The following is a 20401-nucleotide window of genomic DNA, read 5'->3' as shown; positions in this document are numbered from 1 at the left end:
ATAAATGAGTTGAAAAATCTAAGGTGGGCTGTGAATTAAACTTGAGAAAAAGAGCATGTATTTTAGAAAGTCACTCTATGCTGCTGTACTGTTTGGATTATCAGTTCCTGTTTTTGCTCAGGGGATTGTATTAAATAATGAAGAGTTACGCGCAGATTTGAATTGGTTGAATCAGCAAGGCGTTATTCAAATTAGTACCTCAACATGGCCAATGAGTGGTGATGAAATACAGCGAGCTTTAACTTCTGCAAAAGTGATGACACCTGCACAACAAAAAGTATTACAAAGTATTCAAAATAAATTGACTGCCGAAAATGCATTATTAAAAGCAGAATTGTTTGTAGAGTCAGATAAAAATAATTTACCGCAAAATTTTGGTGATCATCAAAAAGCGCAATATCAAGGTGCACTTGAGCTCAACGTTGGTGGTGAAAATTGGGATGGTCGTTTACGTGTAAATGCTGAAGATAAACAGCAAATTAATCATGATCAAGATGTAAATGTGGAAGGCTCATACATTGCCGGGAAGCTTTGGAACCAATGGTTAATTGCAGGTCAGATTCCGACTTATTGGGGGCCTGGTCATGACGGTAGTTTAATCCGTGGTGATGCGAGTCGTCCTGTGTACGGTGTTACTGCACAGCGTGCACAACAGAATGCTTTTGAAACACCATGGCTATCATGGATCGGCCCTTGGCAGTATCAAGCTTTTGCTGGACAGTTAGATGATTATTCTGCTATCCCAGATGCAAAACTCATTGGACTTCGACTAACTGCACAACCTACTCCATATTTGGAATTGGGAGCATCACGTTCTATACAATGGGGTGGCGAAGGTCGTCCCGATAGTTTTAGTTCACTTTGGGATGCCTTTATTGGTAATAAAGATAATGGTGGAACAGGTGAGGCTGATCCATCAAATCAAGTCGCGGGTTTTGATGCGCGTTTGAATTTACAACCACTTGTGCAAGTTCCAGTTAGTCTTTACGGCCAATATATTGGTGAAGATGAAGCAGGTGGTTTACCAGCAAAAAGCATGTATCTTGCAGGTGTTGATTATTCTTCAAGTGTAAATAATATGCCTTATCAACTGTATACTGAATGGGTTGATACTCGAACTAATGGTGATGCCAAAGGCATTTCATACAATCACTCTATTTACACAGATGGATACTATCAACATGGCTATCCACTTGGTCATGCATTAGGTGGTGATGCTCAAATGGTTTCAGTGGGTGGGAATATACGTATTGATCCACTAAATCGTCTAAATGGTCGTGTATTTTTTGCAAAAGTTTCTGAAACAGAACGTGCTGCTTTGAACAATGCAGCATTTCCAGAAAAAGATGAATTGAAAGCTCTAGACTTAACTTGGACACATTATTTACGTCCAGATATGCCTTTAAAAATTAATGGTTGGGTGAGTGACTCGGATTTAAATGGTAATGATGGTGGAGCGTCAATTGGAATTGAACTACCATTAGATAAACGTTTATTTCATTACTAATTTATATTCGTTTTTAAAATGATGTATTAATTGAAAAGTCCGCTTATAGCGGACTTTTTTCTATTGGTAATTGTCAATTTTTAGACAAAAAAATACGCAATGATTGGGGTGTTCACTGCGTATAACAACGAATCTGCTTTCACAGGTTCGGTAAAGGAGAAATGTTATGAATTTAGGTATTCCTAAAACATAAGTAGATAATAGAGTGAACGGTCAGTCATTTCATTGGTGTTCACGTTAAGTGATGTTACCTAACGTTAAAACTAAGGAGATTTTGTGAATACCTTCACAAAAAGTGCTTGTAAAAAAGCCTTTCATAATGGAAAGGCTTAATTTTATGGAATTTTTTTAAATTTAGAAGTGGAACACACCCAATCCAGATTTAATCTCATCCAACGTTTGTTGGGTAATATCACGGCATCTATCGGTACCAGTTTTTAAAATATCCATGATGTAATCAGGATCTTTTTGCAATTCTAAACGGCGTTCACGGATTGGGCCGATCAGCTCTTTTAGCACGCCTTCAAGACGTTTTTTCACAGTACCATCGCCTAAGCCACCACGGCGATAGTGTTCTTTCAGTTCTGCAACAGCCTCTTTATCAGGGTCGAATGCATCGAGGTAAGTAAATACGACGTTACCCTCAACTTGACCTGGATCTTCAATACGTAAATGATTTGGGTCGGTATACATTGCATTAACAGCTTTCTTGATATCTTTATCAGTCGCGTCAAGCACAATAGTATTGCCCAAAGATTTAGACATTTTTGCTTTGCCATCAAAACCAGGTAGACGGCCTACATTAGAGAGTAAAGCTTTACATTCAGGAAGTACGTCACGACCAATTTGACGGTTTAAACGACGAACAATTTCATTGGTTTGTTCAATCATTGGAATTTGGTCTTCGCCGACAGGAACGACAGATGCTTTAAACGCTGTAATATCGGCAGCTTGAGCCACTGGGTAGCATAAGAAACCTGCAGGAATGTCACGCTCAAATCCACGCATTTGAATCTCAGATTTGATGGTTGGATTACGCTCTAAGCGAGAAACCGTCACAAAGTTCAAATATAACATGGTCAATTCATTCAATGCTGGTAAGCATGATTGAACGCAAATCGTGGTTTTAGTCGGGTCAATTCCTACAGCAAGATAATCGGTTGCGACTTCAATAATATTACGACGGACTTTTTCGAAGTTATCGGCATTATCAGTTAAGGCTTGGGCATCAGCTAAAAGAAGATGTTGATGATGCGAATCTTGTAAACCTACACGTGAACGTAAAGAACCTACAAAATGACCTAAATGTAATTGTCCAGTCGGACGGTCGCCAGTCAAAATCACTGGACGATTATCTTGAGTACTCATTATCTGTTCCAAAGTGGTAGTCAAAGCTACGGCTGATTTTCAAAGAATGTCCCCATTGTACGGCATTCTATTTTTGATTGTTACTGACACAGCACAATTGACTGAAAAATGGGTGAATATTTTGTTAATTATTAAAAAACTAAATACAATTTTAGCGTTAAATAGAATTAGAATATTAAAAAATGCCTAAAGGATAAAAATAATGGCGAGTAGCTTATTAATCTTACTTGATGATATTGCAACTGTGCTGGATGACGTTGCTGTCATGAGTAAGATGGCAGCCAAAAAAACAGCGGGTGTCCTTGGAGATGATTTAGCACTGAATGCACAACAAGTCAGTGGTGTCCGTTCGGATCGTGAACTTCCAGTTGTTTGGTCTGTGGCCAAAGGTTCTTTTGTTAATAAATTAATTTTGGTTCCGGCTGCTTTATTGATCAGTGTGGTTGCACCTTGGCTGATTACACCACTATTGATGATTGGTGGTTTGTTCTTATGTTATGAAGGTGTGGAAAAAGTTCTGCATAGTTTGCATCATAAAAAAGCCAAAACAGAAGAAGTTGCTCGTGAAGAGATGACTCATATTGAAACGGATTTGGTGACTTTTGAGAAAGAAAAAGTCAAAGGCGCCATCCGGACCGATTTTATTTTATCTGCTGAAATTGTGGTGATTTCATTGGGTACGGTTGCGACTGCGGCATTTGGGACCAAGGTCATGGTGCTTTCAGTGATTGCAATTTTAATGACTGTTGGTGTTTATGGATTTGTTGCGATGATTGTTAAAATTGATGACTTAGGACTTTATCTCACTCAACAAGCATCACAATTTAAAAAGACCGTTGGACAAGGTTTGTTAGCATTTGCACCTAAGTTGATGAAGACATTGACCATTGTCGGTACCATTGCCATGTTTTTAGTGGGTGGTGGCATCATTACCCATGGTGTGCCTTTACTACACCATTTTATTGAAGGCTCTGTAGATTATGCAGAACATATTCCTACAGTTGGCAGTATTGTGGGTGCATTAACACCGACTTTAATCAATTTAGTGACAGGTTTTATTGCAGGTTTAATCGTGTTGTGCGTCGTATCTTTAATTCAAAAAGTATGGCCAAAGTCGCAAAAGGATTAATCTGTAAACGCACAGATATCAACTATTTTATATAAGGAAGATCACTATGCGCTGGAAAGGTCGAAGAGTTAGTTCAAACGTAGAAGACCGTCGCGGTGGTGGCGGTGCAAAAGCGGGTGGGATCAGTATTCTCGGTTTGGTTGTGGCATTTGTTGCGTGGAAGTTTTTTGGTGTAGACCCGCAGCAAGCATATCAGGCGACCAAACAAGTGACTTCACAGGGTCAAACGGCTGAAGTCAAAGGTCTGGATAATCCAACACCTGAACAACAAGAAGCGATGGATTTTGTTGGAACGGTTTTGGCTGATACGGAAGATACATGGACTAAAGTCTTCCAAGAACAGTTAAATGCCCAGTATAAACCGCCTAAGTTGGTTATGTTTAATGGTGTGGTCAACTCGGGTTGTGGTACAGCACAAGCTGCAATGGGGCCTTTTTATTGTCCAGCAGATCAGAAGGTCTATATTGATACCGCATTCTTTAAAGATATGCGTACGCAAATGGGCATTACGGGTGAACAAAATCAAACAGAATTGAGTCGCCAAGATCAGGCGGGTGATTTTGCGCAAGCCTATGTGGTTGCCCATGAAGTTGGACATCATATCCAAACGATTTTGGGCATTTCTGAGCAAGTCCAGCAGGCCCGTGCGCAAGCATCTAAAGCTGAGGGTAATCGTTATTCGGTTATGCAAGAACTGCAAGCAGACTGCTTTGCGGGTATTTGGGCGCATCATAATCAACAGCGTACCCAATTTTTAGAGCAGGGTGATGTAGAAGAAGCGATGGACGCTGCACATAAGATTGGTGATGACTATTTACAGAAAAGTGCAACAGGGCAAGTGGTCCCAGATAGCTTCACGCACGGCACTAGTGAACAACGTATGAAATGGTTCCAGACAGGGTTGAAATCAGGCAATATCAATAGCTGTGATACCTTTAATCAAGCCATTTAAAAAAAAAAGAGGATGCAAAACATCCTCTTTTTTTCATTGAAAAATAGATTGAAGCTTATTTGTTGAGAAATGATTTGAAGTTTCGAACAATACGATAGCTGACATACAATGCGGCAAATGCAAATAAAGCTACGCCAAAAACAATATATTTAAGGCCTGAAATATCGTTTTGATAGAACTGTTTTAATTGGGCATCGCTATAGCGTAATTGTTGTTTTTGTCCAGTGCGGCTATTGGTGAAACTCACATTTTGGATATATTGAAATTGTCCGATTTTTAGCAAATCGAGGTGTTGAATTTGTCGGGTGTGTTGCTGATTAAATTCATCTAGACAAATATCTTGTGCATAGTTTTCACAATTCATTTTGGCAAGATAACCATTATTCGCCAGCATGATAAAAATCGCACGATCGGGTGATTCATTATTGGAGACCAAAACCAATTGTTCTTTGGGAGTTGAATCCAGTGAGATGGTTTTTGCCTGACTAAAATAGTGCTCAGCACGTAAAATTTCCTGTGACTTGCTATAGCAAGTAAGGAGCAGGGCCGCCGTAATGATAAAGATCACCGCAGCAAAAAAGAGTCGAAAAACAGTTTTAATAGTCTGATGCATAGGAGAAATCATGTAGATGATGAAAATGCATAAAATCTATGCAGGCTTGCTATGTTAAATGATCTTGATAAAAGATGTGAAAAAAAACTGAATTTATACACGGTATTTAGATAAAATTCGTTAGAATATTTCATTTTTAAATACCAAATAATTTAGTATTTATTTTTAAAATACCTATATCTCACTCTGTAGGCGACAGAGCACCAAAATTGGGAACGAAATGGGAAATTATTTTTTTCTACAGGTTTTTACCGTTATTTTTGCACTTTCGATTGCAACCACGATTTTTAATAAACGTATCTTGGGTTTTCCACAAGCCATAGGTGTTCCCATTGTTTCTGCAATTTTTGTCTTTATTTTGCAATGGGGTGCAAGTTTGCTCAATGGCAATCAATTTGTGACGATTAATTTACACAATATTGAAGAAGCCGTTCGTCATATCGACTTTTATGACTTTTTAATTAATGGCGTGATTTGTTTTATTTTGACCTCTTCAGCCTTGAAATTTAAAGTTTCAGATTTACGTTTACATTGGAAGCCGATCAGTATTTTGGCCAGTATTGCCTTGGTGCTTTGTGCGGTGTTTTTTGGTGTTGCTTTATATGGTTATCAGTTCTTAATTGGTCATCATGTTGATTTATTGGTGTTGTTATTATTAGGTGCGGCTTTAGGTGCAACTGACCCAATTGGGGTTAAAGGTGTATTAAGTTCTGTACGTGCGCCACATCATTTGATGGTGAAATTAGAAGGCGAATCGCTCTTTAATGATGCCATGTGTATTGCCGTGTTTATGACCTTACTCAATGTTTTGCAAGGTGAACATTTTACCGTCATTGGTACGCTTGAAACACTGTTATATGAAATTGTTGTCGCAGTCATCATTGGTTGGGCATTTGGTTTAGGAATATTACGTTTACTCCGTGGTAAACATGAAATGGAATCCTTGATTTTAACCACAGCGTTGTTGGCAAGTGGTTCTTATCTAGTCGCTTTATTCGCACATGCATCTGCACCAATCGCATGTGTTATTGGTGGTTTGATCGTTGGGAATAAATGGAAAGAAATTCTTCAAGAGCGAGAAATCAGGGAAGTGAATCATTTCTGGCATACCGTGGAAGGAATCATCAATTCCTTTTTATTTACCCTGATCGGTCTTGAGTTATTTATCTTAGATTTAAGTCTTAGCTTGATTTTAGGCGGCATGGTGGCGTTTATTATTTTGCATGCATCGCGCTTTGCAGCAAACTATTTATCTTTCGCATTTTTCCCGAGTTTCCGTAAAAAAAGCTATAACGGTAGTCTTGCGATTTTATCCTGGGGTGGGGTTCGTGGAGGCATTTCATTGGCTTTGATCCTTGCGGTTGCCAATATTCCTGAACTTAGTGAATACAGTAGTATCTTGATTGGATATACATTTATCGCAGTATTAATGTCGGGCCTCGTGTGTGGTCTGGGTTTACCTGCTGTGATGAATGCTTTTTATTACAATCCGAATGAAGAAACCAAAGGCTTTAAAGGTTGGTACCAAAGAATGTGCCATAAAATGAATAAAAAGGGTTTCCAATATATTGTGGGTGAAGATATCCATGGTAATGAAACCATTACGGTTTATAACCCAGAAGCGTTAATAGATACCAAAGCGGATGATGGTGTTGCTGCTGTACATAACCCAGAAAAAGTGCAAGAAGTTCGTCGTTTGGAGAACCCTGAAAACTTCTAAAACTGTTTTGTTTGACTTAAAAAAGGAAATGCTTGAGCATTTCCTTTTATTATTTATAGTTATGTTTCATCATGGTACATCAAAATGGGGGGAAATTATGACTGGTCATTCATTGGTGTTATTGTGACTTACATCACATAAATAAGTGTTTGTTATTACTTGCATAAAGATGGATCTAAAATCTAAATGTATTGATAAAAATATTAAAATATTCAAACAATTATGCAAAAAAATACACAAATCATGATATAACGCACACAATTAAAAAAAATTGGTTTTAATGATTTGTAATTAAAGAAATTATTAATCACCAATAACTCATTACAAAACCAAAAAAAATAAAAACGGCCCTAATGTAAATAAATGAGGTTTTACTTATGTCGTAAATTTCTGTCATTTCTAAAGAAAGTCATAAAGTTTTGTATCAAGTTGAATCCAATCAAGTTGGGCTTATCGAAAATTCTGTCATCGTACTCAAAATCCGGAAAGAGGATGTTACTTCAATTACAAAGAATGGTGCTGACGTAATAATCACCTTAAAAAAATGGGGAAGTGATTACTGTACAAAACTATTTTAGTGAGGCGACACCAGACAATAGTTTGGTATTTGAGGGTGAAGACGGTACATGGTATTGGGCAAAATTTACAACAGCCAATGGTGATATTGCGGATGTTATTCAGTATCAACTTTTAGAAGAAATTAAACTGCTGCTTTATAACGATTCATTGACGGATGTAATTTTACCCTGAATTGCGGGAGCAGCCGGTGCTGGTTTATTGGGTGCAGCTATTGTTGGTGAATCTGATTATTCTGGTGGTTCTAAGGATACGACTAAACCTGACGCGTCTAAAGATGTGGTGATCACCGATGATGGTGAGCACGTCACAGGTGAAGGTAAGCCGGGTACAACGGTAGAAGTAAAAGATCAAGATGGCAAAGTCATTGGCGCAGGCACAGTGGATTTATCAGGGAATTTTGATGTTGAATTTAAAAATTAATTAACCAATGGTGAAACCATTGAAGTCACTGTGACAGATAAAGTAGGCAATGATCAATTCAACACCAAAGCGGGCATTGATATGGTTATTTATAAAGTATTGGATCAAGCTGATGCAACGGGCGGTAATGGACATGATACTTGGAATGACTTTAATTCGTCTGTAGGCGATAAAGTGAATATCAAAGCCTTGTTACAAGGTCAAAATGTCAATCAGTCGAATATTGATCAGTTTGTTTCGGTTAAATATGATGGCAAGGGCAACACTGTGATCAGCATTGATCGTGATGGAACAGGATCTAAATTTGGTGATAAAGTTGAATTACTCACTTTGAAAAATACCGATGTGACTTTACAAGATCTAATCGATCACAACCAATTACTGTACTAATCTGTCAAAATTAAGTATTAATCAAAGAGAACCTTCGGGTTCTCTTTTTTATGCGGCTCAAAGGAGATCAGATGAAGCAGAGTGATGAATTGGCAACGCAAATTTTGTCGGTCATTCAATTGATACCGCAGGCGAAGATTGCCACTTACGGACAAATTGCCAAATTAGCGGGTTTACCGAAGCATGCACGACTGGTTGGCTATGTACTCAAGCATCTAGATGCAACATCAACGATCCCATGGCATCGGGTGGTGAATGCTCAGGGAAAAATCAGCACGCAGCGTTGCAATGAAAAAGGTGAAAATATCCAGCAATTGAAATTGGCAGCTGAAAATGTCTTTGTGGTGAATGGACGCATCTCATTGAAACAATATCAATGGTTACCCTAAAAAATCCTTGCCTTAAACATAGAATTATAATTTTATAATTGATGATGCAGTCAATAAAAAAGCCCTCTAGGATTAGAAGGCTTTTTTAAGCTATAAATCTAATGGCTTATTTGCGTACAACCAAAACAGGAATGTCTGAAGCACCCAGCACGCTTTGAGCTACGCTGCCCAAGAAGAATTTTTTGATCCCTGTACGGCCATGTGAACCAATAATAATCAAGTCCGCATGTGTTTCTTCAGCAGCTTTAACCAGTTCTGTATGTACCACTTGACCTTCAAGTAAGCGAGTTTCAACAGTGACACCTTCAGTTGAAAATTTCGCTTTTGCTTCTTCAAGTGTATTTAAAATCGATGCACGAGCACGTTCAATTAAATCATTGGTTTGCGCTGCTGAAATATACTCTGCAGCAATATATGGATCGAGCGTCAGTACTTGAACCACAGTAATTTTACTGCCAAAAGTTTTTGCAAACTCGACAGCTTTAGCCACCGCAGCATAAGAAGTTTCTGAACCGTCCACTGGAACTAAAATATTATTTAAAGCCATCTTATTTCTCCTTATCTGATCAATTGAATTTGGATAGAAAAACCTGAAAAAAAGCGCTACTTACATTGATCATAGTTTCATCATACGCTTTTTTATTTGAGAATAAAACCAAGTAAATTCATAAGGATATTGCGAAATTCGCAATAAAAATATTGCAAAATATAGACTTGTTTTCACCATGCTTAGCGATAGCAAAAATGCTCAATAATGTAAGCAGCTATGTCTAAATTGTAAGACAATTTGGTGCTGAAAAATTGAGCCTAGATAATTCATCCAACAGCAGACATATTTTCAATCACACCGTTTCTCTTGCTCTGTCAGGGTAATATGCAACGCTTGTTGCTCAAGCAAGCTTAATTTATGCAACGCATCTTCAGGGAAGATCTGTTTTTGCAGGCGTTGAATCTGTCGTGCTGATAAATGCTGATTGGCACAATACATCGCAGCTTCATTAGCGCGTGCAACGCTGACCAATTTCTCCTGATCATTGAAGTCGAGACGAATGATAGGCTGCTGTGCTCGGCTAAGTTGAGCCATGCTACGCTTTTGTTGCATGCTCAATAAGGGCTGTTTATTAATCCAAGTCGCCACATCACGTCGTACACCATTATAGTCAACAAAAATTGGGGAGACGATTTGGCAGCCCGTCAGTGTCATAACGGTTAGGCTAAGGGTCAGACAGGCTTTTTTTATCGAATTGAATTGCATGATAAAACTCTAATTTTTAATCAAAAAATATAGTAATTAGGGCTAAAAATAGCATGATTTGCTTAAATAGTAACATCTTGAACTTTTCTTGTTTAAACTCTGAACAATTACAAACAAAAATGCTTGACGATAATGTGTGAAATCTAGATAATGCCACCACAGTTTACGGCTATGTAGCTCAGTTGGTTAGAGCACCGCACTCATAATGCGGGGGTCACAAGTTCAAGTCTCGTCATAGCCACCATTTTTATAGACCAAGCTCTCAGCTTGGTCTCTTTTTTTGTGCCTAGAAAAAGTCATATAGATTGAAATAATTACAGCACTAATAAAATGATCTGTTCACCATGTTAATGTAGAAATAAAAGAGAACTCAAATCTTTGATGTTATGAATTGATGTCCTAACTTTTGAAATACACATCTCAATTACTTTTTATATTTACTGCTGTGTTTTTTGCGCCTATAAAAAAGCCCAGTTATAGAACTGGGCTTTTTTTAATTTGAATCGAGTAATTAGATACCCGGTTTCCAACCATTCACGATTGGGTAGCGTCGTTCACGGCTAAATGCACGTGAGCTAATACGTGGACCAATCGCGCCTTGGCGACGTTTGTATTCGTTTAGATCAACCAAACGGATGACTTTTTTCACGACTTCAGCATCAAAACCTTTGGCAATGATGTCATCTTGGCTCATGTCTTCTTCGATATACGCATACAAGATGGCATCCAATACTTCGTATTCAGGTAATGAGTCTTGGTCTTTCTGATCTGGACGAAGTTCCGCAGAAGGTGGACGAGTAATTACACGTTCAGGGATCACTGGTGTTTCTGAAATGCTGTTACGGTATTTTGCTAGTTCAAATACAATCGTTTTATAAACGTCTTTAAGAACTGCAAAGCCACCGACCATGTCACCGTACAATGTGCAGTAGCCAACAGATAATTCAGACTTGTTCCCCGTAGAAAGGACTAAATTGCCGAACTTGTTCGATAAGGCCATTAACAACGTACCACGAGAACGCGCTTGTAGGTTTTCTTCAGTTGCATCAGTCGGTGCATCGCCAAAGAAAGGGAATAAGGTTTGCATAAAACCATTCACAATTGGATTGATTTCGGCAATACCAAAAGTTACGCCCATATTCTTGGCTTGTTCAGCAGCATCTTCAACGCTGATTTGCGCGGTATAGGTATATGGCATCATGACCGCTTGAACTTTATCGGCGCCAATCGCATCGGCAGCAATCGCTAAAGTTAATGCTGAGTCAATACCACCAGATAGACCTAAAATCACGCCAGGGAAGCCTGAACGTTGTACGTAGTCACGGGTTGCGATTACAAGGCTTTGGTAGATTTCAGCCATGGTATTTAATACAGGCGTGATTGCACCTGTTTTAAAGGCTTTTTGTTCAGCATCGTATTCTGCGATATATAGATCTTCAACAAAACTCGGTGCTTGCAATGCAACTTCACCTGAATTGTTCATCACAAAGCTTGTGCCATCAAAGACAAGGTCATCTTGACCGCCGACTTGGTTGCAGTAAACCAAATTGATGTTCAATTGTTTGGTCAATGCAGCCATTGTTTCAATGCGATGCTGTGGTTTACCAACTTCATAAGGTGAAGCATTCAACACCAAAGTGGTTTCAACATTTAACTGAGCAAGCTGTTGAACAGTTGGTAATGCCCAAACATCTTCGCAAATCAACACACCAAACTTATGACCTAAATATTCAAAGACAAGGTGTTGATGACCCTCACTGAAATAACGTTTTTCATCAAAAACGCTATAGTTTGGAAGATTTTGTTTGTTGTAAATCCCGAGAACTTGACCATTTTTCATGACAGCAGCAGAGTTATAGCGCTGACCATCTTCAGTTTGATTCACAAAACCAAAGACTAAAACGATGTCCTTAACGTTCGCCAATTGTTCAAAAGCTTGCTGTGTACGTTTATTTAAACTTGGACGTAATAATAAATCTTCAGCAGGATAACCAACTGTAGAAAGTTCAGGAAAAACAATAATATCTGCGTTCTGTTCTTTTGCAGCATTGGCTTGTTGAAGCATTTTTGCTGCGTTTGATTCTAGATTACCAATATGCGGAGAGAACTGAGCAAGTGCAATTTTAAAACTATTCATTCCAACTAAATCCTATTCCTATAGGTGAATACACTTAACACACTGATTTGTATTATTGTGATTATTCAGCGAGTGTATTTAGATACGAAAAATACTGCCGAAAGGCGAAAACAAAACACCATCATCGTATGATAATTCACTTGTTTTGATGCAAAGCAAAAAAATAAGGTGAACCTATTTTATCTGAATTTAAGCGAGATACTAGAGGTATTCATAGCTTTTAAAAGCCTAGCTGAGCTTATGTGCCATAAAGTAAATATTAATGCTGTTTTTTTGTACTTAAAATAGCGTCAATGACCAAGCACTAGTGTGAAATAGAATGATCAGGTGATATTCAATTTTATCTATAAATATTCGCTACAGAGCATGGACACTTTACAGCTCAATTTGATGAACAAGTTCCGGATATAAAATAATATTTTTAATTCGCTTTAAATAGATGTCACGAGCAATGTCGCCTTGTTGCTCAATGTTGTAGTCAAAAAATGCTTTGTGTGGTTTAAGGGTATAGTGGTAAGGATTATATTTTTTAAAACTAAAGAAATACGCCATCTGTAAAACAGCACCCCGACCCAAAACATTGATCTGCTGCTGGTATTGATAAACATGGGCCATCTCATGAATAAACAGGGCGCGATATCCTAAGGACGCTTTGGCATAGTCCGCTTTAAACAGTAAATTTCGTGCATGGATATACCCCTGAGGTGCCATGACCACATGCGCAGATTGCCAAGGCAAAAAAGGGTGATTCATCACTTTCACTTGCTCATATTGAATCAAATCCCCAAACACACTGCGACACATGGATATTTCACCTGCCGTGAGGGATCGATATTTAAAACCTTCAAGTTTTAACAGTCGGATGAGTGTAGGAAAGAAGGGCAACATGATGAAAAGTTTCTAGAGTTCCAAAGGGATGTGTAGTTTTACTATAACCTGAAAATACAATATCACGCTGTTGCGCTGTATTTAAAAAGCGATATTTTTGCATCTGCTACAGCGAAACATCGGTTAGGGCGTTACAATTTAGTTTTCGGTCAAACAGATAATCAGATGCAAGCACGGATCAATACTTTAATTTCTGCAATCAGTAAAAATATGTATGAACGCGAGCAGATTATTGCTTTGAGTTTGTTGGCTGGTGTTGCGGGCATGAATACCTTTTTATATGGTTTGCCCGGCACAGCAAAAAGTTTGATTTCGCATCGAATTGCTTCTGCTTTTGAAGTCCATGACTATTTTGAATATTTGATGAATCGTTTCAGTACGCCTGAAGAAATTTTTGGTCCAGTATCAATTAAAGCCTTAAAAGAAGATCAATATATTCGTAAAACAGAACATTATTTACCACGGGCAGATTTTGCTTTTTTAGATGAAATTTGGAAAGCCAGTCCAGCGATTTTAAATACTTTACTGACCTTGGTGAATGAGCGGAGTTTTAAAAATGGTGACATTGTCCAAAAAGTTCCATTGAATGTTTTGGTCAGTGCATCGAATGAAATTCCCGAACCGAATCAAGGTTTAGATGCCTTGTATGATCGTTTTATTTTGCGCTTAGAAGTGCCGCCGATTGCTGTTGCAGAAAACTTTCATGCACTATTACAGGCCAAGCCGAGTCAAGTCAGTGTTGAAGTCGATGCGACCTTAAAAATAACAAAAGCGGAGTTGCAAGATTGGCGGGAACAGATTTATCAGGTGGAATTACCCGAATCGATTTTAAATCTGTTTGATCAACTTAAAAATCGACTCAATCATAACTTTGAAGATCACGTGGTCTATGTCTCTGACCGTCGTTGGCAACGTGTGGCTTATCTAGTCAAAACCTGTGCATTTTTAAATGATCGTCCATCAGTGATTTTGAATGATCTATTAATTTTAAAACATTGCTTATGGAATCAGCCTGAAGACATCGCCTTTGTTTCACAGCAGATAGATGAAGTATTGGCTGAAAATGGCTTAAATTACGGTTTGCAATTCGAACAGCATGTGGCAGAGAAGGATGCACTTGAACAGCGGGTGCTCAATCATTTTTATTATACCGATGATGTGTATGAGAGTTATTTAATTCATGGCACTGACTACTTACGTGCAGTGACCAATCTAGATCGACACTATAAAGATAAAGTGTTGTATCTCGAACTGGATAAAATGGATACGAAAAAGGACTTCTTTGCCTTAGATGATACCGGTGAAGAAGTGCGTGGCATCGTATGTAATTTTAATGGTTCAAGAGTGTGTACGTTAAAAGGTGGCTATTACGGCTTAGAAGAAGTGGTGACGCCGTATATAAAACATACCAAAGGCAGTCCACGCAGCTCTCTTTCAGCACAAAGCCAATATGAGCTATTACACGAAGTTCAACAGATCAAAGCACATTTTCAAACAGAATTGGATCTGTTGACGGAACGCTTTAACAGCCAAAAGCATCAGTTTAATTCTGTCTTTGTCACTGAACAGGATATTCAACATTTATTTCAATCTATTGAGCAGCAATTGGCAAGATATCAATTGCAGTTGCAAGATTGTGAGCGCTTGGAACAGTTATGTCGCAATTAAAACCGACACGACAACAAACCCAATCGGCGCTCGATGAATTAAGTTCGCAGCTTTATGATGAATTAAAACAATCCAGCTTAAAACATTGGTTGAAAGATCATAAAGTTGCAAAAAAGCTCGATCAAAAAATTCAGGAATGGGCCTTTCAGGCAAAGTCGAGTTTAGATCAGCAGCATCCCTATGCAATGGCGCAGCAGCAATTGGAACATTGGCTTGCGATAAAGCATTGGGAACAGGGCGATTTTGTTCAATTCCACACTGAATATGCTGCCTTCATGCAAACCTTGGGGATTCCAGAATTCACTGAAATGTGGCAACAGAGCCAACAGTCGTTGCTGACCGAGCAACAGCGTCAATTACACATTGAGCTATTCAAAGGTAAATGGCAGCGCAAATTGACTGAAGCTATTGCGCATTGGGAGTTTGAGCAACTCCGTTTACAACGAGATGCCTTTTTAGATGAAATCAAAGATTTTCTTGCGACATTGTCGAAAATGGTCAAGCACCATGACAGTGTCGGGTTTGAAACTGGGATTTTTCTGGACTATTCCAAAGGGCAATTAACTGAGCATGATGTACAGAACTTTGAGCAATGGGCGAATTATCTCGAGCAAGATCGGGCGCTTAAACGTCTATGTCAAATGATTGGAAGCGCACAGCCGAATATGCCACGTAAGCGGATTTCTGCTCAGTTAGAACAAGAACCACAGCAGCTTATTCACACCCCGATGGCGCAAGAGGAAATTACTGGAATTAAATTAGCACAAGAACTCAGTATGGCTTTACCTAGCGAGTTGGCGCTATTAGCCGATCCAGACTTGCAGGTTTTATTTGATTTGAAATATTTAGAATCTAACCTGATGAGTTTTAATCGACAAGGTCAGCAACAGGGACGGGTGATCGAAGACCCACGCCATACACAGCGTCGAGTCGGACAAAAAGGCCCGATGATTGTCTGCTTAGATACCAGTGGCTCAATGAATGGACAACCTGAACTGATTTCCAAAGCGATTTGTCTATATTTATCGATTCGAGCGCTAAAAGAAAAGCGAGCGATGTATTTGGTAAATTTCTCGACCAATTTAACCGCGCTGAATTTACAGCGTAACAGCGCTTTGGATGATGTCATTCACTTTTTAGGGCAGTCATTTCATGGGGGAACAGATATTATCCCTGCGATGAATCATGCCGTGGACATGCTGAAACAACCGAATTTTGTACATGCTGATGTGGTGGTGATTTCAGACTTTATTATGGGTCAACTTACTGAAGAACTCATGCAAGAGATCACACATTTTAAGCAGCAGGGCAATGGATTTTACGCTGTGGCTATCGGTAATTTTAAACTGGATCATTTAGATGACAATCTGTTTGATCATCAATGGGTCTATCAATCTGCGACCGGTGAAGTGCAAAAAATCCAATAATCATCACTCACTCAAAATACGCCATGACCTTTAATGACAAGCTTTTGAGCCATACAACACCGATGTTTTAAAGATTGTCTGACAAAGAAAATATTTGAGCATTTTTGCAAATCTAGAGGTCGGTTTTGCTAATGGCCTAGTGATCTATCTCACTTAATTTGATCCTCAATCTATGTGTTTTTACTTTAATCGACATGAAGTCAATGAACGGTAAACACCCAAATTGAGAGCAAAACCATGAGCGCTTTTCAACCGATAAAAAAAACTTTAGCACGCGTATTTGCAGGCCCTGTCTTTGACCCAACAAAACAGTCTGCCGTTGTACCTATTCGTCATATGAAATTTGATTTCGAACCAGAAAAAATTGATCCAAAATTTTATATGAATGCAGAATTGGCCAGTGCCTATTTTGCATCTTTATCTATTTTCTTAACCCGTGGCGAAGATTTGGTGATTGATACTGCTCGATATCATCGCGACTTTATTCAAGATCCTGTATTAAGACAACGTGTCACGTCGTTGATTGGGCAAGAGGCCATTCATTCACGTATGCATGAAGAAATGAATGAAGCGTATCGCGCAAGAAATCTGCCTGTGCAATTTTTTAGAAAGTTAGAACACTACGTCTTTGCCTATAGTTTTGAACGTATGCCACAGCCAATGAAGTTATCCTTAATGGCAGCAATTGAGCATTTCACCGCAGTGCTTGCGGAATATATGATGAATCATGAAGAAATCTTTTTTAATTCAATAGATGAAAAGCAGCGCGCTATTTGGATGTGGCATATGTTGGAAGAGTCTGAACACAAAGACATTGCCTATGATGTTTATCAAGAATTATCAGGTAATTATGCTTTACGTATAGCAGGATTTTTCCCTGCATTAATTACCATTTTGGGTTTGATTTCAATTGGTGCATCGATTGTCCCTTTCTACAGAAAGCCATCAAATTTGATTAGCCTAAGCTACTGGAAAGATGTTCCGCGCAGTTTCCAACTGATTTTTGGTTTAAAAGATGGTGTCTATGGTAGCAGCCTCGGGCATATTTTTGACTATTTACGACCAAGTTTTCACCCCAATGACCATGACACTTCTGCATTTCTTGAATATTACAAAAAGCGCCTGCTGAACCCTGTTGATGGTGTGTTGACACCTTATTTCGTCAAAGAATTTACCCCAGCATTAAAACGATAAAAGGACAAAACCATGGGTCTATTTGGAAAAAAGAACAAGCCAAGTGAAAATGCCTATGTGGTGGTCACTGGTGCAGGCAGTGGTATTGGGCGAAGTTTCGCTTTGGAGTTGGCTCGTCGTGGCGGAACAGTGGTCTGTGCCGATATTCATTTAGAGGCAGCGCAAGAAACGGTGGATCAAATTCAATCCACGACCTCATCAAATGCTTATGCGGTGCAGTGTGATGTAGGTAAGGCTGAAGAAGTTAAAGCACTGTCAGAGCAAGCTGAGCAGTTGATGGGGCATGCTGTGACCTTGGTGATCAACAATGCAGGCGTCGGGCTGGGTGGTAAATTTGATGAACTGAGTTTAGACGACTGGCAGTGGTGCATGCATGTTAATTTGTGGGGTGTGGTGCATGGCTGCCATTATTTTGTACCCAAGTTGAAACAAAATAAGCAAGGCGGCGCGATTATTAATGTTGCTTCTGCTGCGGCATATACCGCTGCACCGGAAATGACAGCATATAACGTGACGAAGTCGAGTGTGTTGGCATTGTCTGAAACTTTATCGGCAGAGCTCAGATCGGCAAATATCCGTGTGAATGTACTATGCCCAACTTTGGTGCCGACCAATATCATGAAAAATGGACGCTTGCCCAATCGATATTCAGGCTTAGCTGATCAATTGCTGATGAATCATGCATTTACGACGAGCCATGATGTCGTCGATTTGACATTGAATAATTTAGATGCAGGGAAGTTGTATACCATTCCGCAACCTGATGCCAAATTATTTTGGTGGTTAAAGCGTCTATCCCCGCAAACCTATACCCGCTTATTGGGGGTGGGTTATCCCTTATTTAACAACTATATTAAAAAGTCGGGAGCAAAAGCATGAACATGCCGACACAATTACATGACGAAGATGTAAAAGCATTAGATCAAGAGAAAACTCAAACTAAAAAGGCAACAACGCAAACTAATGCACGTCGTCCTGTAACGTCTTCTGCCAAAGCAAAAAAAGCAGTACAAGATCAATCAGAGTCAGAGCCTAGCCTAGAAAAACCAAGCGTAGAAAATCAAGTGCGTGTCTACGATACCATTGTGATTGGTGCGGGGATATCAGGTTTAGCTGCAGCTCATCAAATGAATGAACGAGGTTATACCGATTATGTGGTTTTGGAAAAAGCCAATCGTGTGGGAGGTACATGGCGCGACAACACCTATCCAGGTTGTGGATGTGATGTTCCTTCGGCGTTGTATTCTTTTTCATTTGCTCCGAGTCATAAATGGAGTCATTTATTTGCCAAGCAACCTGAGATTCTGAACTACTTAGAGGATGTGGCAGAGCAGCATGGGCTTTATCGTAACATTCAGTTCAACTGTGAATTGATTACAGCGGAATGGAATGAGGAATTAAAGCAATGGCAATTGGAGACGAGCAAAGGTAAGTATGCGGCGAGAACGGTAATTTTTTCCACTGGGCCGATTACTGAACCTCAAATTCCAAAAATTAAAGGTATTAAAAGCTTTGAAGGTGAAATGTTCCATTCTGCGCGATGGAACCATGCCTATGACTTAAAAGATAAACGTATTGCGGTGATTGGTACGGGGGCATCTGCGATTCAGTTTATTCCTCAGATTCAACCTATTGCCAAAAATGTGGTGGTGTTTCAACGTACCGCACCATGGGTATTGCCAAAAGCAGATTTGCCACTGAATGACCGTGCGAAAGGCATCATTACCCGCTTTCCAACAGTGCAAGAAACTTGGCGCAAAAGTGTGGCCGGTATATTAAATGGTATTAATTTAGGACTACGTAATCCTTCGCTTTTAGAGCCTGTGAATTATTTGGGTCGTCAGTTGTTAAAAACACAAATTCAAGATGCTGAATTACGTGAAAAAGTTACACCAAACTTTTCTATTGGTTGTAAGCGTCTTTTATTTGCCAATAACTATTATCCTGCTTTGCAGCAAGCAAATGTCGAACTTGTACCACATGGTTTAGTCGAAATAGAAGGTAATACTGTTATTGCTGCGAATGGTGAACGTCATGAAGTCGATGTCATTATTTGGGGCACAGGTTTTGAAGTTTCTCATCCGCCGATTGGGCAACGTGTAAAAAATGCCAAAGGGGAGTTATTGTCAGAACTTTGGAAAAACAGTTCTCCTGAAGCGTTTTTGGGTACCAGTATCGCGCAAGTACCTAATGCCTTCTTGGTGCTTGGGCCAAATATTTTGGTTTATGACTCATTTATTGGGATTGCAGAAGCACAGGTTGGGTATATCGTTGATGCTTTAGTAAAAATGAAACAAGAGAAGATACAACGGCTTGAAATTAAGCCAAATGTATTGGCCTATCACAATGCAAAAGTACAGACGCATTTACAGACTACGGTCTTTAATAGTGGCGGTTGTAAGAGTTATTACTTAGATGCCAATGGCCGCAATTTTGCAGCTTGGCCGTGGTCACTGAAACAGTTAAAGCAGCGTCTTAAACAGGTAGACTTGGCAGACTATGAGACGGTTGCTTAGAGAAGGTTGCTTAATAAAAGTTATTTAACTCAATAAGCCAAAATAAAGGATCATCAATATTTAAACCTTTTGTTTACAGCCTAATTTCTACGTGAAATTAGGCTTTTTTTATGACGCTATCTGATGAAACAGTGTGAGATTTTCTAGAAAATGGCGATTTAAAATACATTCAGCAATATACACCATACTTTATAGCTTGTGATGCATCGTTTTATCTAATGATTGAGTTGGAAAATTCAGTCAGATGGG

Annotated in this window: 20 protein-coding genes and 1 tRNA gene; 15 read left to right on the top strand and 6 right to left on the bottom strand. The window is 39.1% G+C overall.

Going from position 1 to position 20401, the window contains the following annotated elements:
• Positions 1-55 precede the first annotated feature (55 nt).
• Positions 56-1507, top strand: coding sequence for a capsule assembly Wzi family protein (locus FTV27_RS04805; protein ID WP_180077254.1), 1452 nt, complete (start codon positions 56-58; stop codon positions 1505-1507).
• A 354-nt stretch (positions 1508-1861) separates the two neighbouring features.
• Here the strand turns inward: FTV27_RS04805 and trpS are convergent, their stop codons facing one another.
• Positions 1862-2875 carry a tryptophan--tRNA ligase gene (gene trpS / locus FTV27_RS04800; protein WP_078193010.1) on the bottom strand — a complete coding sequence of 338 codons (1014 nt, stop codon included), beginning with the start codon at positions 2873-2875 and terminating at the stop codon, positions 1862-1864.
• 202 nt (positions 2876-3077) lie between these two features.
• Between trpS and FTV27_RS04795 the strand changes: the two genes are divergently transcribed.
• Positions 3078-4004, top strand: coding sequence for a DUF808 domain-containing protein (locus FTV27_RS04795; RefSeq protein WP_111884427.1), 927 nt, complete (start codon positions 3078-3080; stop codon positions 4002-4004).
• Positions 4005-4050: 46 nt separating this feature from the next.
• Positions 4051-4956 carry a neutral zinc metallopeptidase gene (locus FTV27_RS04790; protein ID WP_180024102.1) on the top strand — a complete coding sequence of 302 codons (906 nt, stop codon included), beginning with the start codon at positions 4051-4053 and terminating at the stop codon, positions 4954-4956.
• Between the two features lie 55 nt (positions 4957-5011).
• On the opposite strand, the gene FTV27_RS04785 is transcribed toward FTV27_RS04790, so the two are convergent.
• On the bottom strand, positions 5012-5569 hold the full coding sequence (locus tag FTV27_RS04785) for a hypothetical protein (protein ID WP_180077252.1): 558 nt from the start codon (positions 5567-5569) through the stop codon (positions 5012-5014).
• Positions 5570-5789: 220 nt separating this feature from the next.
• Here FTV27_RS04785 and FTV27_RS04780 point away from each other — a divergent pair, with 220 nt between their 5' ends.
• From FTV27_RS04780 to FTV27_RS04755, 6 genes are all read left to right on the top strand, one after another.
• Positions 5790-7289 (top strand): sodium:proton antiporter, encoded by a 1500-nt coding sequence (locus tag FTV27_RS04780; RefSeq protein WP_111884425.1) that lies wholly within the window; start codon positions 5790-5792, stop codon positions 7287-7289.
• A gap of 386 nt (positions 7290-7675) precedes the next feature.
• Positions 7676-7867 carry a BapA prefix-like domain-containing protein gene (locus FTV27_RS17330; RefSeq protein WP_373685092.1) on the top strand — a complete coding sequence of 64 codons (192 nt, stop codon included), beginning with the start codon at positions 7676-7678 and terminating at the stop codon, positions 7865-7867.
• Positions 7842-8039 (top strand): hypothetical protein, encoded by a 198-nt coding sequence (locus FTV27_RS04770; RefSeq protein WP_180035355.1) that lies wholly within the window; start codon positions 7842-7844, stop codon positions 8037-8039. The genes FTV27_RS17330 and FTV27_RS04770 overlap by 26 nt, the downstream gene beginning before the upstream one ends.
• 27 nt (positions 8040-8066) lie before the next feature.
• A complete protein-coding gene (locus tag FTV27_RS04765; protein ID WP_180077250.1) occupies positions 8067-8288 on the top strand; it encodes an Ig-like domain-containing protein in 222 nt (73 codons plus the stop codon).
• Positions 8289-8318: 30 nt separating this feature from the next.
• The gene (locus FTV27_RS04760) at positions 8319-8678 is read left to right on the top strand and encodes a type I secretion C-terminal target domain-containing protein (protein WP_180077248.1); all 360 of its coding nucleotides are present in this window, start codon (positions 8319-8321) and stop codon (positions 8676-8678) included.
• 71 nt (positions 8679-8749) lie between these two features.
• Complete coding sequence (locus FTV27_RS04755; RefSeq protein WP_078193003.1) at positions 8750-9067, top strand: MGMT family protein; 318 nt, start codon at positions 8750-8752, stop codon at positions 9065-9067.
• Positions 9068-9173: 106 nt separating this feature from the next.
• On the opposite strand, the gene FTV27_RS04750 is transcribed toward FTV27_RS04755, so the two are convergent.
• Both FTV27_RS04750 and FTV27_RS04745 read right to left on the bottom strand, forming a co-directional pair.
• Positions 9174-9614 carry a universal stress protein gene (locus FTV27_RS04750; RefSeq protein ID WP_078189919.1) on the bottom strand — a complete coding sequence of 147 codons (441 nt, stop codon included), beginning with the start codon at positions 9612-9614 and terminating at the stop codon, positions 9174-9176.
• 291 nt (positions 9615-9905) lie between these two features.
• Positions 9906-10322, bottom strand: a complete 417-nt coding sequence (locus tag FTV27_RS04745) for a hypothetical protein (protein WP_180077246.1) — start codon at positions 10320-10322, stop codon at positions 9906-9908.
• Positions 10323-10489: 167 nt separating this feature from the next.
• Between FTV27_RS04745 and FTV27_RS04740 the strand changes: the two genes are divergently transcribed.
• Positions 10490-10566: transfer RNA gene (locus tag FTV27_RS04740), tRNA-Met, on the top strand.
• 267 nt (positions 10567-10833) lie between these two features.
• On the opposite strand, the gene FTV27_RS04735 is transcribed toward FTV27_RS04740, so the two are convergent.
• Positions 10834-12459: an NAD+ synthase gene (locus FTV27_RS04735; RefSeq protein ID WP_180077244.1), complete on the bottom strand. Its 1626-nt coding sequence runs from the start codon at positions 12457-12459 to the stop codon at positions 10834-10836.
• A 375-nt stretch (positions 12460-12834) separates the two neighbouring features.
• Entirely contained in the window at positions 12835-13347 is a 513-nt protein-coding gene (locus tag FTV27_RS04730; protein WP_218949524.1) for a hypothetical protein, read from the bottom strand.
• Positions 13348-13512: 165 nt separating this feature from the next.
• On the opposite strand from FTV27_RS04730, the gene FTV27_RS04725 reads away from it, so the two are divergent.
• The 5 genes from FTV27_RS04725 to FTV27_RS04705 all read left to right on the top strand — a co-directional run bounded on the left by FTV27_RS04725 (position 13513) and on the right by FTV27_RS04705 (position 20152).
• Positions 13513-15015, top strand: a complete 1503-nt coding sequence (locus tag FTV27_RS04725) for an AAA family ATPase (RefSeq protein ID WP_180077242.1) — start codon at positions 13513-13515, stop codon at positions 15013-15015.
• On the top strand, positions 15003-16442 hold the full coding sequence (locus FTV27_RS04720; protein WP_180077240.1) for a VWA domain-containing protein: 1440 nt from the start codon (positions 15003-15005) through the stop codon (positions 16440-16442). Before FTV27_RS04725 ends, FTV27_RS04720 begins: the two co-directional genes overlap by 13 nt.
• A gap of 237 nt (positions 16443-16679) precedes the next feature.
• Positions 16680-17636: a metal-dependent hydrolase gene (locus tag FTV27_RS04715; RefSeq protein ID WP_180077238.1), complete on the top strand. Its 957-nt coding sequence runs from the start codon at positions 16680-16682 to the stop codon at positions 17634-17636.
• 12 nt (positions 17637-17648) lie between these two features.
• Positions 17649-18515, top strand: a complete 867-nt coding sequence (locus FTV27_RS04710; RefSeq protein ID WP_180077236.1) for an SDR family NAD(P)-dependent oxidoreductase — start codon at positions 17649-17651, stop codon at positions 18513-18515.
• Positions 18512-20152: an NAD(P)/FAD-dependent oxidoreductase gene (locus FTV27_RS04705; RefSeq protein ID WP_180077234.1), complete on the top strand. Its 1641-nt coding sequence runs from the start codon at positions 18512-18514 to the stop codon at positions 20150-20152. The genes FTV27_RS04710 and FTV27_RS04705 overlap by 4 nt, the downstream gene beginning before the upstream one ends.
• Positions 20153-20401 lie beyond the last annotated feature (249 nt).

The sequence above is a fragment of the Acinetobacter sp. YH12251 genome, from assembly GCF_013417465.1.
GTDB classification, from domain to species: domain Bacteria; phylum Pseudomonadota; class Gammaproteobacteria; order Pseudomonadales; family Moraxellaceae; genus Acinetobacter; species Acinetobacter amyesii.
The sequence above is the reverse complement of the archived record's forward strand: the minus strand, read 5'-3'. Positions and strand labels throughout refer to the sequence as shown.